Genomic DNA, 19,030 nt, shown 5'->3' on the forward strand with positions numbered 1-19,030 from the left:
ATCATATCTGGGAACCCAGGAATGAGAGGAAGGCGGAGCAGGATCGGCGCGCGAGGTCAGACCCTAAGGCAATCATAATGGTGTCACGTGACCGAACCGCGCATAAGCGGGCGGCATTCGGAGGCTCTTCCTCGTGAACGGGGGATGAGGGAAATTGGGTTAGACTTGTCATAGGAAGGACAAGTCTGATGAAGAAGAAGGCTGATCAGGGAATCGACGGCATATTAGGGCTGTCGGATGTTGAGATTGTCCGTGTCGAGCGGCGACGCGACATTCGTGTGTGGGCGCGGCCAACGAAGCGGCCTGTTTGCCTTTATTGCGGCCACGGGGGGCTGCGGATCAAGGCGACTTATGAGCGCGAGCTCAAGCACACGCGTCAAGGCAACCAGATCCTGATCGTGCACCTTGCGGTGCCCAAATATCATTGTGCCGGTTGCGGCCGCTATTTCCGTCATCGCTTTTCGGGCATCCGTCCGCGCTATCGCGCGACGGAGACGTACCGTCTTGAGGTCTTCGACGGTCACCACGGAGGCATCAGCCAAAGCCAGTTGACGAGCACCCATGCGATCGGCAGCGCAACCATCGAGCGCTGGTATCATCATTTCATCGAACAGCGCGTCTCGGAGCTGTCCGGTCGGCCCTGCCCGCAGGTCCTGGGGATCGACGAGCATTTTTTCTCGCGCAAGAGAGGCTATGCGACGACATTTGTCGATCTGAAGAATCACAAGGTCTACGATGTCGTCCCGGGACGCTCGGAAGACAGTTTACGAAGCTATTTGCGAAGGTTGCCAGGGCGCGACAAGGTCAAGGTCATCGTGATGGACCTGTCGGAAACCTATCGCGCAATCGCCCGCAAATATTTTCCGAACGCGAAGATCGTCGCCGATCGCTTCCATGTCATTCGGCTGCTCAACCAGCATTTCCTCGAAGGATGGAAGCGCTTCGATCCCGAGGGCCGAAAGAATCGCGGGCTGCTCAGTTTGATGCGGCGCCATCGATGGAAGCTAAGCGAAGAACAGCGCAAAAGGCTGGCCGTCTACCTGAAAGCCAATCCGGTGCTCGAAGCCCTCTACACTGCCAAGCAGGACATGGCCCTCCTGCTGACGCAAAAATCCCTCAATGCCAAAAAGGCCAGCCAGCTTATCCCCGACCTGCTCAGGCTGATCGATCAGTTCGCCGCCAGCCCCCTCAAGTCCCTCGCCGATACCCTGACCAGCTGGCTCGAGCCCGTCGCGCGCATGTGGCGCTTTTCCAGGAACAATGGAATCACCGAGGGCTTTCACACAAAGATGGAGATGATCTCGCGCCGCGCGTTCGGCTTCCGCAACTTTCACAACTACCGCTTGCGCGTGCTCGCTCTTTGCGGTTGGAATGGCGTCATCAATCGGGTCTGATCCACCCTCATCCCCCGTTCACGGGGAAGAGCCCATTCGGACACCAGCGGTTCGCCTAGATTACGGTCCGGCGCACCTAATGAGCGCGACGATCCCGCTTATGACCTTTCCATTTCGCGTCCGTCACGCGACCCCGATATGGTGGAGACACCTTGGGAGCTTACGCCTGCCCCCGGGGACCTCCTGTTGGCTGGGGCGGCAGGATTCGAACCTGCGCATGGCGGTACCAAAAACCGCTGCCTTACCGCTTGGCTACGCCCCAACTTCCGGTGCGAGCGCGTCTATAGCGGCTCGCCGTTGATTGGCAAGGCAGCGTTAGAGGCGCATGACCCACCCATAGGGGTCAGGCGCTTGGCCGCGCTGGATAGCGACCAGCTTGTCCTTGAGCATCGCCGTCACCTGCCCAGGTCCGCCCGCACCGATGGTGAAGCTCGCCTCGCCGCGGGTTACCTTGCCAACCGGCGTCACCACCGCGGCCGTGCCGCAGGCGAAGCTTTCGGTAAGGCGGCCGCTCTCGGCGTCGGCCTGCCACTGGTCGATTGCATAGCGCTCCTCGCGCACCGTCAGCCCGGCATCCTTCGCCAGCGTGATGATCGCATCGCGCGTGATACCCGGCAGGATTGTCCCGGTGAGTGGCGGCGTAACAAGACTGCCGTCCTCAAAGACGAAGAACATGTTCATGCCGCCCAGTTCTTCGATCCAGCGATGCTCAGCGGCATCGAGAAAGACGACCTGGTCGTGTCCCTTCGCAATGGCCTCGCTTTGCGCGACGAGGCTCGCAGCATAGTTGCCGCCGCATTTGGCGGCACCGGTCCCGCCCGGCGCCGCACGGGTGTAATCCTCCGACACCCACAAGGATACGGCCGGGGCGCCGGACTTGAAATAATTGCCGACCGGCGAGGCGATGACCAGAAAATGATACTCTGCCGAGGGCTTCACGCCGAGGAACACCTCGCTCGCATACATGAAGGGACGTAGATAGAGCGCGCCGCCCGCGACCTGGGGGAACCAGTTCGCATCGACGCGGACGATTTCCTTCACCGCGGCAATAAAGAGTTCCTCGGGCAGTTCGGCCATCGCCATGCGACGCGCGCTCGCATTGAAGCGCGCGGCATTGGCCTCGACCCGGAACAGCGCCATCGACCCGTCGTCAAGGCGATAGGCCTTCAGCCCTTCGAAAATCTCCTGAGCATAGTGGAGCACCGCGGTCGCAGGGTCGAGCGAGAGCGGCCCCCGCGGCATCACCTGCGCATCGTGCCAGCCCTTCGCCTCATTGTAGCGAATGGAGACCATATGGTCGGTAAAGACCCGCCCGAACACCGGATCGGCAATCGCCGTCGCGCGGACATCATCCGCGACCGGAGCGGGATGCGGCAGAAGGGCGAAGGCGGGAGCGGACATGGACGAAAAAACCTTGTGGCTGGGTTGCTGGCCAGGATCGACCGGTGCGCGCCTCTTGCCAAAGCCCGGCGCCCGGCGCAACGGTAGTGGCATGCAGGATGAAAATTTTCTTTCACAAGTGCCAGCCGCCTCTGCCCTTTTCTTGCGCGAAGAAGAAGTGCGCCGGGGTATCGAATATCTGTTCTTCGCCCACAACGCGCTCTGGCGGGCAATCGACACGCGGCTTGCCGAAAAGGAGCTCGGCCGGGCGCATTACCGCGCCCTCTATTTCATCGCGCGCCAACCCGGCCTAACCATTTCGGATCTGCTCGGCCTGCTTGGCATCACCAAGCAGTCGCTGGGGCGGGTGGTCAAGGAGCTCGACGCGCGCGCCTTGCTGACAACACGCCCCGGCAACCGCGACCGGCGGCAAAAGGAATTGCGGCTGACCTCCGAGGGACGTGCCCTTGAAAACGCGATCTTCTCGCAGCTTCGCGACACGATGAGCCGCGCCTACACCCATGCAGGCCAAGCCGCGGTCACGGGTTTCTGGCAGGTGAGCGAGGCGCTCTTGCCGCCACGCGAGCGCGGACGGGTGGCGCGGCTCGGCCGCCCTCCCGAATGATGAGCTAGCTGTGATCTTTCACGAGGTTGTTCATCCGGCCTGATCGGGCCAGACTGATGTTGCGACACGTCAGCGCTGGAGGAACGACCGGATGAACATCCACAAGAATGCCCGAACCACGCCCTACAGTCGAGCCGAGATCGTGAGGCGCGTGATGGTGCGGCGCGTGATGGTGCTGCGCGAGACACCCAGAGCGGTTGCAACCGCTCTGGGTGTCTCGCGGCGGACCGTCGCCAAGTGGCTGGCGCGCTACCGGGCCGAAGGCGAGGCGGGCCTCGCCGACCGCAGCTCGCGGCCACACTGCATGCCCAGCGCTACGCCGGCGGACGTGGTCGAGCAGGTCATCACCCTGCGCCGCCAGCGCATCACCGGCCAGCAGATCGCAGCCACGCTCGCCCTGTCGCCCGCAACGGTCAGCCGAGTGCTGCGCAAGGCGCGTCTCAGCCGCATGCGCGACCTCGATCCCAAAGAGCCGGTGCGCCGCTACGAACGCGCCCATCCCGGCGATCTGATCCACATCGACATCAAGAAGCTCGGTCGCTTCGACCGTGTCGGCCATCGCATCACCGGCGACCGCGCAGAACGCAGCAGCGCCACCGGCAGGAGCCCCGGGGCAGGCTGGGAGTTCGTCCACGTCTGCATCGACGACGCCTCGCGTGTCGCTTTCAGTCAGGTCCTGCCCGACGAGAGGAAGGAAAGCGCCACTGCCTTCCTCCACGCCGCCATCGCCTACTACAAGCGGCTTGGCGTTGCCGTCACCCGCGTCATGACCGACAACGGGTCATGCTACCGCAGCGCCGCGTTCCGCAATGCCTGCAAAGCTCTCAACCTCAAGCACATCCGTACCAGACCTTACACGCCCAAAACCAACGGCAAGGCCGAACGCTTCATTCAGACCTCCCTGCGCGAATGGGCCTACGCTCAAGCCTACCAAACCTCGGATCACCGAAAGGAAGCGCTCCAGCCCTGGCTCCACAATTACAACTGGCATCGCCCGCACGGCAGCCTACAATCCAGGCCACCCATCAGTCGGCTCAATCAGCCGATGAATAACCTGTTGAGGCTCCACAGCTAGCCTTCGCCGCGCGCGAGATCAGCGAGTTCACGTCCGCGGTCGCGCGCGGCACGCAGGACATTGGTCATCAGTGCAACGAGTTGCCCGTCGCCATCGAGCACGTCGAGCCCTGCCTGGGTCGTGCCACCCTTGCTTGCGACCTGGGAGACCAGGACGCCGGGCTTTTCGTCGCTCGCCGCGAGAAGCGCTGTCGCGCCGTCAAAGGTCGCCGCAGCTAGCTTCAGCGCATCTTCGGCCGAAAGACCGAGCCGCTCGCCCGCGGCCGCATAGGCTTCGATTAGCCGCAGAACGAAGGCCGGCCCGCTGCCGGTAAAGGCGGTGACGAGATCCATCGTCGAATCGTCGGCAAGCGGGACAATGGTGCCGAGCGGTTCGAGCAGCGCCGTCACCGCAGCCTCGTCGGCAGCGCCCAGGCTGGCAATTGCTGAGACCCCGGCACCGATGCGTGCAGCAAGGTTGGGAAGAATGCGGACCTGCGCCTTCGCCGCCGGGAAGCGCGCCGCGAGATCGGCGAGAGACACGCCCGCGAGGATGGAGAGAAGATGTGTGTTGCCGGCTGCGACGGCAGCAAGCTCGCCTGCGACATCGTTCAATTGCTGCGGCTTCATGCCAAGCATCACCCATTCGGCGGCTCCGTCCGCCGCGAGCCAGTCGGCAACCGATGCGAAATGCGCAATGCCCGCGCGCGGCGCCGCGACAGGATCGGCGATCGCGACCTTCGTCGGGTCGAGCCCGGCGCCCAGCCAGCGATCGAGCATCGCCCCGGCCATATTCCCGCAACCCACCAGCAGCAGCCGGCCGGTGAAATTCCCCAAAATGTTCGTCATGGTCCCCTGGTCTTCTTCTCTGCTTCTATGTCCCTAACGGCAACTGCTTTCCGGTCCCGACAAGAGGTCGAGGCAGCGCCCGTCGATCTTGCTCGCATCGAGCGGGAGGCCGATCAGCGCTGCGAGCGTCGGCAGGATGTCCACCGTCATCACCGCATTGGGCTGCTCGAAACCCGCCAGTCCCTTGCGCCAGAACAGCATCGGCACGCGCCGGTCATAATCCCAGACCGAGCCGTGTGTTGCGACATAGCCGATACCGGGTTCCGGGATTGGCGTCACGCGCGGCTTGAGCGCAATGATGAAATCGCCCGAACGCGCCGGATTGTACGAAGCACGCAGCTTGTCCATCAGCGTCCACGTATCGGCCGGGCGCTTCGAGATCGGATGGGCGGCGAGCTGATCCGCCGTGACCACCGCCTCGATCTGTGGATGCGCGCGAAGCCGCGGAAGGATTTCATCGAGCGCCGCCTTGCGCTGCGCTGGCGTCAGCGCCTTCGAAAGATAATAGTCGCCGCCGTCGCCATAAAGCAGCGGCTCGGGGAGGCCGAGCTTTTCGGCGACCGCCTTGCCGATCTTTTCAGGATCAAGCGCCGGGTCGAGGCGCTGCGCGTCGGGCCAGGCGTTCTGCCGATTGCGTTCGGGAAGATCGTGCCCGCCATGATCGGCGGTGAGCGCCACGACATAATCAATGCCGGTTGCATCGAGGCGCGCGAAGAAATCGCCAAGCTCGCGGTCGAGCGCCAGCATCTGAAGGCACATTTCGGTGCCCTCGGTCCCGGTTCCGTGACCGATATAGTCGGTCGCCGACAGCCCCACGATCAAGAGGTCGCTGCTGTCCCCCTCGCCCATCTTTCGCGCCTGGCGCAGTGCGGCCGCGGCCGCGAGCACCGCGCCGTCGGCCTGGGGCGAGGCGCGAAAGGCACGAAAATCGCCGCCCTCGCGTGCAAAGCGGCCCGTTCCGACGGTGCCTCCCTTGCGGCCATCGAGCGGGATGGCAATGTCATGCGCTGCGCAATCGGCGGGCAGCGTCAGTCCCGGCTCGGGGGCGGCAATGGCGGCGGCGATCGCGGCGCTCGCCTGCTGGGCGACCGGCGACAAGCTGGTGCCCCGATAGCTGGTGAGCCCGGTAGGGGCGAGCCACATCAGTTCGTCCGCCTTGTGCCCGCCCATCATGATGGCAGAGCGGTCCTTGCCCGACACCGACACGATCTGCGCATTCGGATCGCGATCCTTCATCAGGTCGCCGAGTGTCGGCACGAGAAGATGCTTCGCGGACGGAGCATAATCCTTCGACGAGGTACCGGGCACCGTCTCATCCTCGGCGCAATAGAGGCGCTTGTCCTCGCGCGCAGCCGACAGGTCGAAGAAATTATTGCCGACGATTCCCGTGTGCGCGGGATGGTTGCCGGTCAAGATGGTCGAATGGCCGGGGCAGGTTTCGGTCGCACCATGCGCCTGATAGCCCGCAGGAAAGACAACGCCCGACGCGAGCCGCGCGAGACCGCCGGTGAAATGGCTGCGATACTCGGCGAAAAGGTCGGCGGAGAATTGGTCGACCGCGATCATGACGATCAGCTTGGGCGGCGGCGTTGCCGCTGTAACCTTCTGCACCCGAGGCGCCGAATCCTGTGCAAGGCCCGCGGCGGGGCCCGAAAGACAAAGCAGGCCAGCAAGGGCGGCCGTCCAAATTTTCGGTTTCACGGGCGTCTTCTCCATTCTGGGTCGTCGGCGCGGGCTGTCCTCTCGGCGAAAGCCGCCTATATGGCAAGCCTCGAACGACAGGCAGATGCGGGGACGGCATGGATCGGCGAAGGGACGGGTTTGGGACAGCCGCGTGGCGGGCCGCGCTCGCCCTCGCGGTGCTCGCGCTTCTCGGGCTTGCTGCCGCCCGCGCGCAGCCCACCCATATCCAGCCCAGGCTTGTCGCCGAATCGGCCGCCCCCGCGCCGGGCGGGTCAACGACGATCGCGCTCACCATGGCGCCCGACGAGGGTTGGCACGGCTATTGGTCAAACGGAGGCGATGCAGGCTTCGGCCTTATGGTCGAGTGGAACGCGCCCGAGGGCGTGTCTGTGAGCCCTTTCCGTTACCCCGTTCCGGGCGCACTTGTCCTCTTCGGCATGATGAACCATGTCTATGAGCATCCTTACGCGCTGCTCGCCGACGTGCGGGTCGACCGATCCGTCGCGCCCGGCACCGACCTGACGCTTTCGGGCATCGCCAACTGGCTCGCCTGCACCGACAAGGTGTGCGTTCCTGAAAAGGCGGTAATCTCGGTCAGGTTGAAGGCGGGCGACGGCGCCGTACCTCCTGGTGAGCGCGCGCGGTTCGACGCATGGCGTGCGAGGCTTCCGCAACCGCTCGACCGGGCGGGGAATTGGGAACGCGAAGGCGGCAAGATCCGCTTTGGCGTGCCGCTTCCCCAGGATACCACGCTCGATGCCCCGCATCTCTTCGTCGCGACGCCGGATCTGGTCGATTATGCCGCGCCCCAGTCATTCAGCCGGAGCGGCGACTGGATTATCATCGAGACGGCCGCCAAGGGTGATGCCTCAGGCGCGGTCGAGGGGTTGCTCAAGCTCTCCAACGGCCGCGGGCTCGATGTCCGGTTCGAGCCTTCCCCGGTGCGACGGGCCGGCGATCCGATCCGGACGGCGTCCGAGGGTGTCGATGCCCGGCTCTTCTGGGCCGCACTCTGCGGCGCGATCCTCGGGGGGCTCATCCTGAACCTGATGCCCTGCGTCTTTCCGATCCTCAGCCTCAAGGCCCTGAGCCTCGCCCGGTCGGGGGGCGATACGCGCACGGCAAAGGTCGAGGCGCTGGCCTATACGGCGGGCGCGGTGATGACCGCGCTGCTGCTCGGCGGGGCGTTGCTCGCACTCCGCGCCGCGGGCGAACAGGTCGGATGGGCGTTCCAGCTGCAGCATCCCGTCAGCGTACTGCTTCTGTTGATGCTCGCGCTGGCGATCACGCTCAACCTGCTTGGCGCCTATGAACTCCCATCCTTTGGCGGCGGACAGGCGCTCGCAGAAAAAGGGGGAGCGGCGGGGGGCTTTTGGACCGGTGCGCTCGCGGCCTTTGTCGCCACGCCGTGCAGCGGACCTCTCTTGGGCGCAGCGCTCGGCGCGACGCTGGTGCTGCCAGCCTGGGCGGCGCTGCCGATTTTTGGCGGCCTGGGCCTGGGGCTCGCCCTGCCCTTCCTCGCCGTCGGCCTTGTGCCCGCGCTTCGGAACCGGCTGCCGCGGCCCGGACCCTGGATGGGCCGTTTCCGCAGGTGGATGGCGCTGCCAATGGGGCTCACCGCGCTGGGATTGGCGTGGCTCTTGTGGCGTCAAGCCGGCGCCGCGGGGGGGTGGGCCGCGCTCGGCGCGGTGGTTTGGACAGCGCTCCTGCTGTGCTCTGTCGGCGCGCGTCAAAGAGGAAAAAGCTCGGGCTGGCTTGTTCTGCTTTTGCTGGCGGTGCTGATCGTCTCGGCATTGAACGATGCACGAATCCTGACCGGCCAGACGCGCAGCGCGGCGGTGCCGGGCCAATCCGGTAGCACATACTCGCCCGCAGCGCTCGCAGACGCCCGCGCGCGAGGCAAGCCCGTCTTCGTCTATTTCACCGCCGACTGGTGTCTGTCGTGCAAGGCCAACGAAGCGGGTGCGATCAACCGCGAAGCCGTGCAAAAGGCCTTCAAGAAAAAGGGGGTCATCACTCTTGTGGGGGATTGGACCAACGGCGATCCGGTCATCACGCGCACGCTTGGCGAACATGGACGCAACAGCGTACCGCTCTATCTTTGGTACGCGCCGGGCGCCGAGGCGCCGCTCATCCTCCCGCAGATCCTCACCCCGGGAACGCTCACCGAGCTGGTGGACAGCTGATGGCAAAGCTGCGCGCCGATCAGCTTCTCGTCGATCGCGGCCTTGCCGAAAGCCGGACGCGCGCGCAGGCGCTGATCCTCGCGGGGCTCGCCTTCGTCGGCGACCGCAGGATCGAAAAAGCCGGACAGCAGATCGCGGCAGACGCCGAGCTCCGCGTGAAGGGCCGCGATCATCCATGGGTATCGCGCGGCGGCATCAAGCTCGACCATGCGCTCACACACCTCGGCTGGGATGTCGCGGGCGCGGTCGCGATCGACGTGGGCTCGTCGACCGGGGGCTTTACCGACGTGCTGCTGAGCCGCGGCGCGGTGCGGGTCTATGCGGTCGATTCGGGCACCAATCAGCTGGCGTGGAAGCTGCGCCAGGACGAGCGCGTCATCGTTCATGAACAGACGAGTGCGCGCATTCTGACCTCCGAGCATATCCCCGAGCCCATTGACCTCATCGTCTGCGACGCAAGCTTCATCGCGCTTTCGAAGGTGCTGCCGGTGCCGATGTCCTTCGCGCGCCCCGGGGCGCGGCTCGTCGCGCTGATCAAGCCGCAGTTCGAGGCCGAGCGGCACGAGGTGGGCAAGAAAGGCGTCGTACGCGACGCCGCAGTCCATGCACGCGTCTGCAGCGAGGTGCGCGCCTGGCTTGAAAGCGAGGGCTGGCCGGTCGCCGATGTGACCCGGAGCCCGATCACCGGGCCGGAGGGCAATGTCGAATTTCTGATCGCCGCGGTCAAAGCAGCGTCTTGACGAGGGGCCCGGCTGTCGCGACACCCGTTCCCGATCGAATTTGCGCAAAGGGGGATGTGCATGAGTGAATTGGCCACTCCGGGACAACTTCGCATGTCCTATTGGCGCTGGGCGCTGGTGACGGTTCCAGCGATCGTGCTTCTTGGCAGCCTGTCGGGACTTCTTTCAAACAGTGGCTACGGCAATCGCTGGTTTGCGGCGCTGGACCTGCCAGCCATTACGCCGCCCGGATGGGTCTTTGGCGCTGTCTGGCCCGCACTCTATATTTGCCTCGGCCTGTCGCTTGCGATGGTGCTGCATGCGCGCGGGGCCAAGGGGCGCGGCTTTGCGCTCCTGCTCTTCTTCGTCCAGCTCGCTGGGAATCTCCTATGGTCACCGCTCTTCTTTGGCGCGCATCAGGTCACGACCGCCCTCTATCTCATCATCTTCATTCTGATGGTGACGCTCGCGACCGCCTTTGCCTTTTCCCCGATCCGCAAGGCTGCGGCGTGGCTGCTCGTCCCCTATATGGCCTGGCTCAGTTTCGCGGCGATCCTGACGTTCCAGATCGACCAGCGCAATCCGGACGCCGAAACCCTTGTTCCCGCGGCTGCGAGCACCCAAATAGGGTGACGGCAAGGGGCACTCCCCCACAAAGGAAGTTTGACATGCAAAGCGAGAACCGGATTTTCGACGACTTCGCCAAGATGCTGAACGGCATCGCCGGGACGGTCGCCGGCGCGGGCCGCGAGGCTGAGGCCGCGATGCGCGAACGCGCAAAGGAATGGATCGGCCGCATGGATTTCGTCAGCCGCGAGGAGTTCGAGGCGGTCAAGCAAATGGCGGCAACCGCGCGCGCCGAAGCCGAAGCGCTAAAGGCGCGACTCGACAAACTCGAAGGCGCAACAGCACCTTCCGCAGCCTCCAGGGCCGCCGCAAGGCCCGCGGCGCGCAAGCCCAAGGCACCCTGATCAAGACGCCCGGCCCTGCGCCGGGCGTTCGCGCCGACGCTCGTGAGCGCTCCTGCGAGCTACCGCGACCCGAAATGCCCCGGTGGACTCGCCAGCGGGTCCAACAGGCGTTAAAGCGCCCAAATGAGCGACGATATCTACGACGATGACGACGGCCAGGAAGCAGCGCCGATGGAGATGCTGGCCTCCTATTTTGCCGCGCACGACTGGCCGCACGAAAAGGTCGGCGAGGACGAGATCGTCGCCACCGCGCAGGGAAGCTGGACGACCTACGAATTGCGCGCCGTGTGGCGCGCCGACGACGGCGTCATCCAGCTGCTGGCCTTCCCCGACATCCGGGTCGTCGAGGACAAGCGCGCGGCCGCGCATGAGGCGCTGGCGCTCATCAACGAGCAATTGTGGCTCGGCCATTTCGAGCTGTGGTCGAACAGCGGCACGATCCTGTTCCGCCACGGGATGCTGATCGGCACCAACGCCCCCCTGCCTCTCGACCTTACCGAAACCCTCGTCGAAAGCGCGATCGACGAATGCGAGCGCTTTTATCCGGTGTTCCAGTTCGTGCTGTGGGGTGGCAAATCGCCGGCCGAGGCGCTGGCAGCTTCGCTGATCGAAACCCGCGGCGAGGCCTGAGCTTCGCGCCCTCAAGCTTGCGTCCTGCGCTCCGGAAGGCCTTATTTATCCATATCGGGTCCGGGAGCGGCGCTTTTGCCCATCGAAGGCGCGCAATAGAAGGCCTTAGCGCCTTTCAAGCGGGGTGAGCCGCGGTCCAAGGTCATTGGTCCCGATCGCGAGCGCCTCCCCGCTCCAGTCGGCGACGAACACCGAGGGCCAGCTTACGCCTTGCGAGAGACGCGCGCGATTGCCCGCGATCGCGAGGCCGCGCGAGGGATTGTCGCGCCCCTCGGCTGCGACTGCGATAAAGGCCGAGTGATTTTCCTTGTCGCTTCCCTGCACGAACAAATTGTCCGCGATCCGCCCGGTCGACCCCGATGGCAGGTCGATCATGTAATTGGTCGCCCTGCCCTGCGTGTCGTCGAAGCTGTTGTCGTGGATATCGACGCGAACGGCGCGGGTTTTCAGATAATGGCCGCCGCTCCCCTTTTCAAAGCGGCTGTGCGCCACGATCACCTGGCCGTAGCTGCCTGTATACACGCTGTGCGCGCAGCTCAGTCCGCGGTCGCAGCGACCGAGAGCTGAAAAGGTCGAGCGTTCGATCCTTAGCGTCGAACGCGGATCATCGGCAGTCAATATACCCTGTTCGCTTTGCCGAAACAGGCTGTTCACAACCTCGAGATCGCTCTTCTCGAGACGGATGCCCGCCCCATTGCCATCGGGTACGCGCATATTCTGAAAGACAATGCCATCGACCCGAGCCCCCGCGCCGCGAAGCACCAGCCCGGCCTTGCCCTCGCAGGTCACCCCGTCAAAAATCGCGCGGCCGGGTTCCGAAGCGACGAAGGCGATGCGCCCCGAAGTCTGCACGGCGCAGTCGCGATGATAGCCAGGCGCGATGCGGATCGTTCCCTCCCCGCCGCCGATCGCGTCGACTGCGGCCTGGAGCCGCGAATAGCCCCTCCCCTCGACGCTATAAGGAGCGCTTCCCGTTTGCGCGGGCGAAGACGCCGGCGCGAAGAGGAAGAGCAGAGCGAAGAGCGGCAACAGCGGCCGGCGACGAAGCATTTTTGCCATGGCGAAACCTCATAGCCCCAAGCGACCGCCAAGTCGTTCGCGAAGCTGGTTAATCGGCGCCCTGTCCCCTTATCGGACACAGGAGTTCCATGAGGTTAATCGAGGTTCGGACGAAGCCAGCGCGTTGCGGTCGCAAGATCGACGCCGCGACGCTTTGCATAATCGGCAAGCTGATCCTCCCCGATACGCGCGACGCCGAAATAGCTCGCGTCGGGGTGACCGAAATAGAAACCCGAGACCGCGGCGGTTGGCAGCATCGCGAAATGATCGGTGAGCGTCGCACCCGAATGACGGCCCGCATCGAGCAGGTCGAAGAGGATCGGCTTCAAACTGTGATCGGGACAAGCGGGATAGCCGGGCGCGGGACGTATGCCTCGATATTCCTCCTTGATGATTGCCTCGGGCGTCAATTGTTCGCCTGGTGCATAACCCCACAACTCGGTGCGAACATGCGCGTGGAGCCGCTCGGCAAAGGCTTCGGCAAAGCGGTCGGCGAGCGCCTTGAGCAAAATGTCGCTATAGTCATCGTGCGCGGCCTTGAAGCGCGCAAGATGCGGCTCGATTCCATGGATCGCCACCGAAAAGCCGCCGATCCAGTCGCCGTCGGGACTGATGAAGTCGGCAAGGCACATGTTTGGCCGCCCTTCGCGCTTGGCGATCTGCTGGCGCAGGAAGGGGATGCGCACGTGGCGCTCCTCCTCCTCGAGGTGGATGATGACATCGTCGCCGTCGCGCCGACACGGCCAGAGCCCTGCGACGCCGCGCGCGTGGAGCCAGCCTTCGGCGATGATCGTTTCAAGCATCGCGCGCGCGTCGGCAAACAGGTTGCGCGCGCTCTCGCCGACGATCTCGTCATCGAGGATCGCGGGATAGACACCTGCAAGCTCCCACGCGCGGAAGAAGGGTGTCCAGTCGAACCATTCGGAAAGCTCGGCAAGGTCCCAATTGTCGAAGGCGTGGATCCCCGGCTTTTCGGGAGGAAAAGGCCGGATATGCTCGTCGATCGCGAAACCGTTCGCCCGCGCATCGGCAATGGGGACAAGCGCGCTCTGCCCCTTGTTCGCGCGGACGTCGCGGATATGCTGATAATCATCCTTATAGCCCGCCACGAACGCCTCGCGCCCCGTATCGCTGACGAGCGCGGTCGCAACCCCGACGGCGCGGCTCGCGTCGAGGACATGGAGAACGGGCCCAGCATAGGCCGGGTCGATACGCAGCGCAGTATGCACCTTCGAGGTGGTCGCGCCGCCGATCAGGAGCGGCATCGTCATGCCTGCGCGCTGCATTTCCTCGGCCACGGTCACCATCTCGTCGAGCGACGGCGTGATGAGACCCGACAGGCCAATCATGTCGGCGTCATGTTCCCTCGCCGTCTCGAGGATCTTGGGCCAGGGCACCATCACGCCGAGGTCGACGATCTCGAAGCCATTGCACTGGAGGACGACACCGACGATGTTCTTCCCGATGTCGTGAACATCGCCCTTGACCGTCGCCATCACGACCTTGCCCTTGCCCTTGGCGCCGGGCTCCTTCTGAGCCTCGATGAAGGGCAGGAGGTGGGCGACCGCCTTTTTCATGACGCGCGCGGATTTGACCACTTGCGGCAGGAACATCTTGCCCGACCCGAAAAGGTCGCCGACCACGTTCATGCCGTCCATGAGCGGACCTTCGATCACCTCGATCGGACGGTCCATCGCGAGGCGCATTTCCTCGGTATCCGCGACGATATGGGCGTCGATACCCTTGACGAGCGCATGCTCGAGCCGCTTGCGCACGTCCCAGCCGCGCCATTCCTCGGCGGCCTTTTCCTGCGCGGCGTCCTTGCCCTTGTAGCGTTCAGCGAGCGCAATCAGCCGCTCGGTCGGACTCAGTTCCTCGCCTTCCACCTTGCGGTTGAGAATGACGTCCTCGCATGCCTCGCGCAGTTCAGGATCGATCGCATCATAAACGTCGAGCTGCCCTGCATTGACGATCGCCATGTCGAGCCCGGCGGGAATCGCGTGATAGAGAAAGACGCTGTGCATCGCGCGGCGCACCGCTTCGTTACCGCGAAAGCCGAACGACAGGTTGGACAGTCCGCCCGAGAAATGCGCATGCGGGCAGCGAACGCGCAGTTCCTTTACCGCTTCGATGAAATCGACCGCGTAATTGTCATGCTCCTCGAGCCCCGTCGCGATGGCGAAGATATTGGGGTCGAAGATGATGTCTTCGGGCGGAAAGCCGATGCTGAGGAGGCGCTTGTAGGCGCGCTCGCAAATCTCGATCTTGCGGCTTTTCGTATCGGCCTGCCCGGCCTCGTCGAACGCCATCACCACGACGGCAGCGCCATAGGCCATGCACTTGCGCGCGTGGTCCAGAAAAATCTCCTCGCCCTCTTTCATGCTGATCGAATTGACGATCGGCTTGCCGGGTACGCATTTGAGACCCGCCTCGATCACGTCCCATTTCGAGGAGTCGATCATCACCGGCACGCGCGCAATGTCGGGTTCGGCGGCAATCAGCTTCAGAAAGGTCGTCATGGCGCGTTCGGCGTCGAGCAGCCCTTCATCCATGTTCACGTCGATGACTTGCGCGCCATTTTCGACCTGCTGGCGCGCGACCTCGACCGCGGCGGCGAAATCATCGGCGAGGATCAGCTTCTTGAACGCCGCCGATCCGGTGACGTTGGTGCGCTCGCCGATGTTGACGAAGGAAGAAGAGAAGGAAGAGCTGTTCATCATGATGTCCACAAGGGGGAGAGTTCAAGGGGCGAGCGGGCGCGCGAGGACGCGGTCGTCGTAAAGCCTGCCCCCGACATTGAAGCGGCGCGTTCCGATGTCGGCAAAACCCTGTTTGCGATAGAAGGCGAGCGCCCGCGCGTTGTGGGCATAGACCCCGAGGAGCAGGCGGCGATGCCCCTTGGCGGCAGCGACCACTTCGTGCATCAGCGCCGCGCCCATGCCGCTGCCATGAAAGCGCGAGAGCGAGTAAATACGTTTCAGCTCGATATCGCCCGCCTCCGCTGCGTCGAGATCGGGCTTGCCGACGAGCGCGAAGCCGACCGGCGCGCCGCCCGGCTCTGCTTCGGCAAGCCAGGCCCGCCCGCCCGACGCCAAGGCGGCGCGATAGGCCGCTTCGCTGTGCTGCGCGGCGCAATGCGCGGTGATCGCGGCGCCGTCGAGAATGCCGGCAAAGGTCTCGAGAAAGGTCGCAGCGCCGATCAGCGCGAGGGCGGGAGCGTCATGCCCTCCCGCCTCGCGGATCGTCCATGTGGGCCCGTCCTCCATCAGGACGCGGCCGCCATGGTAAAGGGCTCAAGTCCGGCGAGGCGCGTGCGCACCGGTACGTCGGGAATATAGCGCGGGGCAAGGCCCGCGATGGCGCGGGCCATCGCGGCGATATGCGCGGGCGTCGAACCGCAGCAACCGCCGAGAATATTGACCTGGCCATGTTCGGCCCATTCGCGCACCAGCCCCGCGGTTGTCTCGGGCTGCTCGTCATATTCGCCAAGTTCGTTCGGCAGGCCGGCGTTCGGATAGACCATCACCAGCGTATCGGCGAGGTCCGAGAGAACGCGCACATGCGGGCGAAGCTGCGCCGCGCCGAAGGAGCAGTTCAGCCCGACGGAGACCGGGCGCGCATGACGCACGGCGTACCAGAAGGCCTCGACCGTGTGGCCCGAGAGATTGCGGCCCGAAAGATCGGTGAGGGTCATCGAGATCATCAGCGGCAGTTCGCGCCCCACCTTGGTCTCGGCCTCGAGCGTTGCGGCGATCCCGGCCTTGGCATTGAGCGTGTCGAAGATCGTCTCGATGAGGATGAAATCGGCCCCGCCCTCGGCAAGCGCGATCACCTGTTCAAGATAGACATCCTTGAGCTCGTCAAAGTCGATTTCACGATAGCCCGGGTTGTTGACGTCGGGCGACAGCGACAGGGTCTTGTTCGTCGGCCCGACCGCGCCTGCAACATATCGGCGGCGGCCATCGAGCGCCTCGAACTTGTCGGCCGCCTCGCGCCCCAGCCGGGCGCTTTCGCGGTTGATGTCGGCGACCAGCGCCTCGGCGCCATAGTCGGCCTGGCTGATCCGGTTGGCGCTGAAGGTATTGGTCGACACAATGTCGGACCCCGCGGCCAGATAGGAATCGCCGATCGCGGCAACGACGTCGGGACGCGTCAGAGCAAGGATGTCATTATTACCCTTCTGGTCGTGCGCAAGGCCGAGCGTGCCCGCATAATCCGCCGCCGCGAGCTTGCGGAGCTGGATCTGCGTGCCCCACCCGCCGTCGGTGAGCAGGATGCGCTCCCTGGCCGCGGCGCGCAGCGCCTCGCGGGCCGTGGACGGGTTGGTGGTCATGCAGCTTGCTCCTTGATGGGCTGGGCGGCGGGGCGCAGGCCGAGCAGGTGGCAGATGGCGTAGCTGAGCTCCGCCCGGTTGAGCGTGTAGAAGTGAAAATCGCGTACTCCGCCCGCATAGAGGCGGCGGCACATTTCGGCCGCGATCGTCGCGGCGATGAGCTGGCGCGCTGCCGGCAGATCGTCGAGCCCGTCGAACAGCGACACCATCCATGGGGGGATTGCGGCGCCGCACATGTCCGCCATCCGCCGCGTCTGCGACACGTTCGACACCGGCAGGATGCCAGGGATGATCGGGGCGTCGATTCCCGCTGCGGCCGCGGTATCGCGAAAGCGCAGGAAGGCGTCGGGCGAAAAGAAGAACTGCGTGATCGCACGCGTGGCGCCCGCGTCGAGCTTGCGCTTCAGATTGTCGAGGTCGGCCTGCGGACAGTCTGCGTCGGGATGAACCTCGGGGTAGGCCGCGACCGAAATGTCGAAGGGTGCAATGGCCTTGAGACCCGCGACGAGCTCGGCGGCATTCGCATAGCCTTGCGGGTGCGCGCGATAGGGCTCGCCGCCTGGCACATCGCCCCGCAGCGCAACAATATGGCGCACGCCGGCCTCCCAATAGGCCCGCGCAACCGCGTCAATCTCTTCCCGCGACGCCTCGACGCACGTGAGGTGCGCTGCGGGCGGAACCCTGCTTTTCGCCGCGATGCGCGCGACTGTCGCGTGGGTGCGCTCGCGCGTCGATCCACCGGCACCATAAGTGACCGAGACGAAGCTCGGGCAGAGCGGCTCGAGCGTATGGAAAGTGTCCCAGAGCTGCGCTTCCATCTTCTCGGTCTTTGGCGGGAAGAATTCGAAGCTGACGCTGATATCGCCAGCAAGATCGGCGAAAAGCGGCGAGGCCGCAGCGCGGCGCGCCTCCGCGGCGCTGTTGAGAGTCGAGATCATGCCGCAAGCCTTCTGCGCGGGCCGTCGCCCTCGTGGGCGAGCGGCGGTTGGTCTTCATCGCTACGGCGGCGGCCGAGCCAGAGCTTTACGGCCAGCTCCCCACCTTCAAGCGTCTGGGTGGCCTCGAGGAGCAGACCGGAGGAGGCGAACCATCCCCGGATCTGCGCGTCCGAAAAGCCGAGGCGGGCATGTGCCGCAAGCGTGCGCAACTCCTCATCCTCGTGCGGGGCAAAATCGACGACGAGGAGGTGTCCGCCGCCGCGCAATACCCGGCCAGCTTCCGCAATGACGCGGTCCGGCTCGTGCGCGAAGTGCAGCGCCTGGTGGATGACGATGCTGTCGATGCTGGCATCGGCCATCGGCAGGTTCAGGAAATCGCCCTGGACGAGGTCGATCGGCACGGGCTGATCGGCAAGCTTCGCTCGCGCGATGCGGAGCATGTCGGGACTGCGGTCGAGCGCGGTGATGCGGCGCACCGTCGGCGCAAAGATTTCGGCCATACGGCCGGTGCCCGTGCCGATGTCGAGCAGGTGCCCAAGGCGGCGGCCCGCCACCATCGCGAGCATCGCGGCCTCAACCTCGCTCTCGGCGACGTGGCGCGAGCGGATGGCATCCCATTCGGCGGCATGCTCGGCGAAATAGCGCTCAGCCGCAGCCACGCGATCGGCCCGGACCGCGGCGAGCCGGCGCGCGTCGTGCGCAACGACGAGCGCCTCGCGCGGCGAGAAGGGCCATTCCTCGGCGCGGGCAATCATGTTGCTCACCGGTCCTTGCGCAACGATACGCAGAAAAACCCAGCTTCCCTCGCGCCTGCGCTCGATGATTCCTGCGTCGACGAGGATGCGGACATGACGCGAGACGCGGGGCTGACTCTGTTCGAGCACCAGAGCAAGCTCGCCGATCGCGAGTTCCATCTCGCGCAGCAGCGCGACGATACGCAGACGCGTCGGATCGGCGAGGGCACGGAAAATGTCGAGCAGCTCGGTCATGAACGTGCATATAAAGCTTTCTTTATATGTGGTCAACCGGACAGCCGGCCGCCTTTTCCTGCCGCTTGCAGGCAGCCTGCCGCGACGAGCGGTGGCGAATAGCGGGCCGCGCTTCCAAAAAGGCCGTTGCACCCAATTTGGCGAGATTGTAGCTCTAAAGGTGATTGGCAGTGCGCCGGAGCGAAAGGTTCGCATCCGAATGCCGGTCGATCCGTTTAATC

17 protein-coding genes and 1 tRNA gene are annotated in these 19,030 nt (G+C 64.8%); 8 read left to right on the plus strand and 10 right to left on the minus strand.

Annotated features, from left to right (window positions below; all coding sequences use genetic code 11):
* Window positions 1–188 precede the first annotated feature (188 nt).
* Entirely contained in the window at window positions 189–1,394 is a 1,206-nt protein-coding gene (locus LH20_RS15355) for an ISL3 family transposase (protein WP_083455375.1), read from the plus strand.
* A 187-nt stretch (window positions 1,395–1,581) separates the two neighbouring features.
* Here LH20_RS15355 and LH20_RS15360 read toward each other — a convergent pair.
* Window positions 1,582–1,656: transfer RNA gene (locus tag LH20_RS15360), tRNA-Gln, on the minus strand.
* 53 nt (window positions 1,657–1,709) lie between these two features.
* The gene (locus LH20_RS15365) at window positions 1,710–2,795 is read right to left on the minus strand and encodes a branched-chain amino acid aminotransferase (RefSeq protein ID WP_053554978.1); all 1,086 of its coding nucleotides are present in this window, start codon (window positions 2,793–2,795) and stop codon (window positions 1,710–1,712) included.
* 91 nt (window positions 2,796–2,886) lie between these two features.
* On the opposite strand from LH20_RS15365, the gene LH20_RS15370 reads away from it, so the two are divergent.
* Window positions 2,887–3,399, plus strand: coding sequence for a MarR family winged helix-turn-helix transcriptional regulator (locus LH20_RS15370; RefSeq protein ID WP_053556310.1), 513 nt, complete (start codon window positions 2,887–2,889; stop codon window positions 3,397–3,399).
* Window positions 3,400–3,490: 91 nt separating this feature from the next.
* The gene (locus LH20_RS15375; RefSeq protein ID WP_053554979.1) at window positions 3,491–4,474 is read left to right on the plus strand and encodes an IS481 family transposase; all 984 of its coding nucleotides are present in this window, start codon (window positions 3,491–3,493) and stop codon (window positions 4,472–4,474) included.
* Here the strand turns inward: LH20_RS15375 and LH20_RS15380 are convergent.
* Together LH20_RS15380 and LH20_RS15385 are read right to left on the minus strand one after the other, a co-directional pair.
* The gene (locus LH20_RS15380) at window positions 4,471–5,301 is read right to left on the minus strand and encodes a pyrroline-5-carboxylate reductase family protein (RefSeq protein WP_053554980.1); all 831 of its coding nucleotides are present in this window, start codon (window positions 5,299–5,301) and stop codon (window positions 4,471–4,473) included. The genes LH20_RS15375 and LH20_RS15380 overlap by 4 nt on opposite strands.
* A 33-nt stretch (window positions 5,302–5,334) precedes the next feature.
* Window positions 5,335–7,017 carry an alkaline phosphatase family protein gene (locus LH20_RS15385; protein WP_083455449.1) on the minus strand — a complete coding sequence of 561 codons (1,683 nt, stop codon included), beginning with the start codon at window positions 7,015–7,017 and terminating at the stop codon, window positions 5,335–5,337.
* 83 nt (window positions 7,018–7,100) lie between these two features.
* On the opposite strand from LH20_RS15385, the gene LH20_RS15390 reads away from it, so the two are divergent.
* From LH20_RS15390 to LH20_RS15410, 5 genes are all read left to right on the plus strand, one after another.
* Window positions 7,101–9,170, plus strand: coding sequence for a protein-disulfide reductase DsbD family protein (locus LH20_RS15390; protein WP_053554981.1), 2,070 nt, complete (start codon window positions 7,101–7,103; stop codon window positions 9,168–9,170).
* Window positions 9,170–9,910, plus strand: a complete 741-nt coding sequence (locus LH20_RS15395) for a TlyA family RNA methyltransferase (RefSeq protein WP_053554982.1) — start codon at window positions 9,170–9,172, stop codon at window positions 9,908–9,910. The genes LH20_RS15390 and LH20_RS15395 overlap by 1 nt, the downstream gene beginning before the upstream one ends.
* Before the next feature lie 60 nt (window positions 9,911–9,970).
* Window positions 9,971–10,522: a TspO/MBR family protein gene (locus LH20_RS15400; RefSeq protein WP_053554983.1), complete on the plus strand. Its 552-nt coding sequence runs from the start codon at window positions 9,971–9,973 to the stop codon at window positions 10,520–10,522.
* Between the two features lie 35 nt (window positions 10,523–10,557).
* Window positions 10,558–10,860: an accessory factor UbiK family protein gene (locus LH20_RS15405; RefSeq protein WP_053554984.1), complete on the plus strand. Its 303-nt coding sequence runs from the start codon at window positions 10,558–10,560 to the stop codon at window positions 10,858–10,860.
* Window positions 10,861–10,983: 123 nt separating this feature from the next.
* Entirely contained in the window at window positions 10,984–11,490 is a 507-nt protein-coding gene (locus LH20_RS15410) for a YbjN domain-containing protein (RefSeq protein WP_053554985.1), read from the plus strand.
* 105 nt (window positions 11,491–11,595) lie between these two features.
* Here the strand turns inward: LH20_RS15410 and LH20_RS15415 are convergent, their stop codons facing one another.
* The 6 genes from LH20_RS15415 to LH20_RS15440 form a co-directional block, all read right to left on the minus strand.
* Window positions 11,596–12,549: a right-handed parallel beta-helix repeat-containing protein gene (locus LH20_RS15415; RefSeq protein ID WP_053554986.1), complete on the minus strand. Its 954-nt coding sequence runs from the start codon at window positions 12,547–12,549 to the stop codon at window positions 11,596–11,598.
* A 95-nt stretch (window positions 12,550–12,644) separates the two neighbouring features.
* Window positions 12,645–15,266: a methionine synthase gene (gene metH, locus LH20_RS15420; RefSeq protein ID WP_053556312.1), complete on the minus strand. Its 2,622-nt coding sequence runs from the start codon at window positions 15,264–15,266 to the stop codon at window positions 12,645–12,647.
* A gap of 24 nt (window positions 15,267–15,290) precedes the next feature.
* A complete protein-coding gene (locus tag LH20_RS15425) occupies window positions 15,291–15,815 on the minus strand; it encodes a GNAT family N-acetyltransferase (protein WP_053554987.1) in 525 nt (174 codons plus the stop codon).
* The gene (locus tag LH20_RS15430; RefSeq protein ID WP_053554988.1) at window positions 15,815–16,882 is read right to left on the minus strand and encodes a homocysteine S-methyltransferase family protein; all 1,068 of its coding nucleotides are present in this window, start codon (window positions 16,880–16,882) and stop codon (window positions 15,815–15,817) included. The genes LH20_RS15425 and LH20_RS15430 overlap by 1 nt, the downstream gene beginning before the upstream one ends.
* Entirely contained in the window at window positions 16,879–17,820 is a 942-nt protein-coding gene (metF, locus tag LH20_RS15435; protein ID WP_053554989.1) for a methylenetetrahydrofolate reductase, read from the minus strand. Before metF ends, LH20_RS15430 begins: the two co-directional genes overlap by 4 nt.
* The gene (locus LH20_RS15440) at window positions 17,817–18,809 is read right to left on the minus strand and encodes an ArsR/SmtB family transcription factor (RefSeq protein WP_053554990.1); all 993 of its coding nucleotides are present in this window, start codon (window positions 18,807–18,809) and stop codon (window positions 17,817–17,819) included. Before LH20_RS15440 ends, metF begins: the two co-directional genes overlap by 4 nt.
* Window positions 18,810–19,030: the final 221 nt, after the last annotated feature.

This window comes from Sphingopyxis sp. 113P3, from assembly GCF_001278035.1.
GTDB lineage: Bacteria > Pseudomonadota > Alphaproteobacteria > Sphingomonadales > Sphingomonadaceae > Sphingopyxis.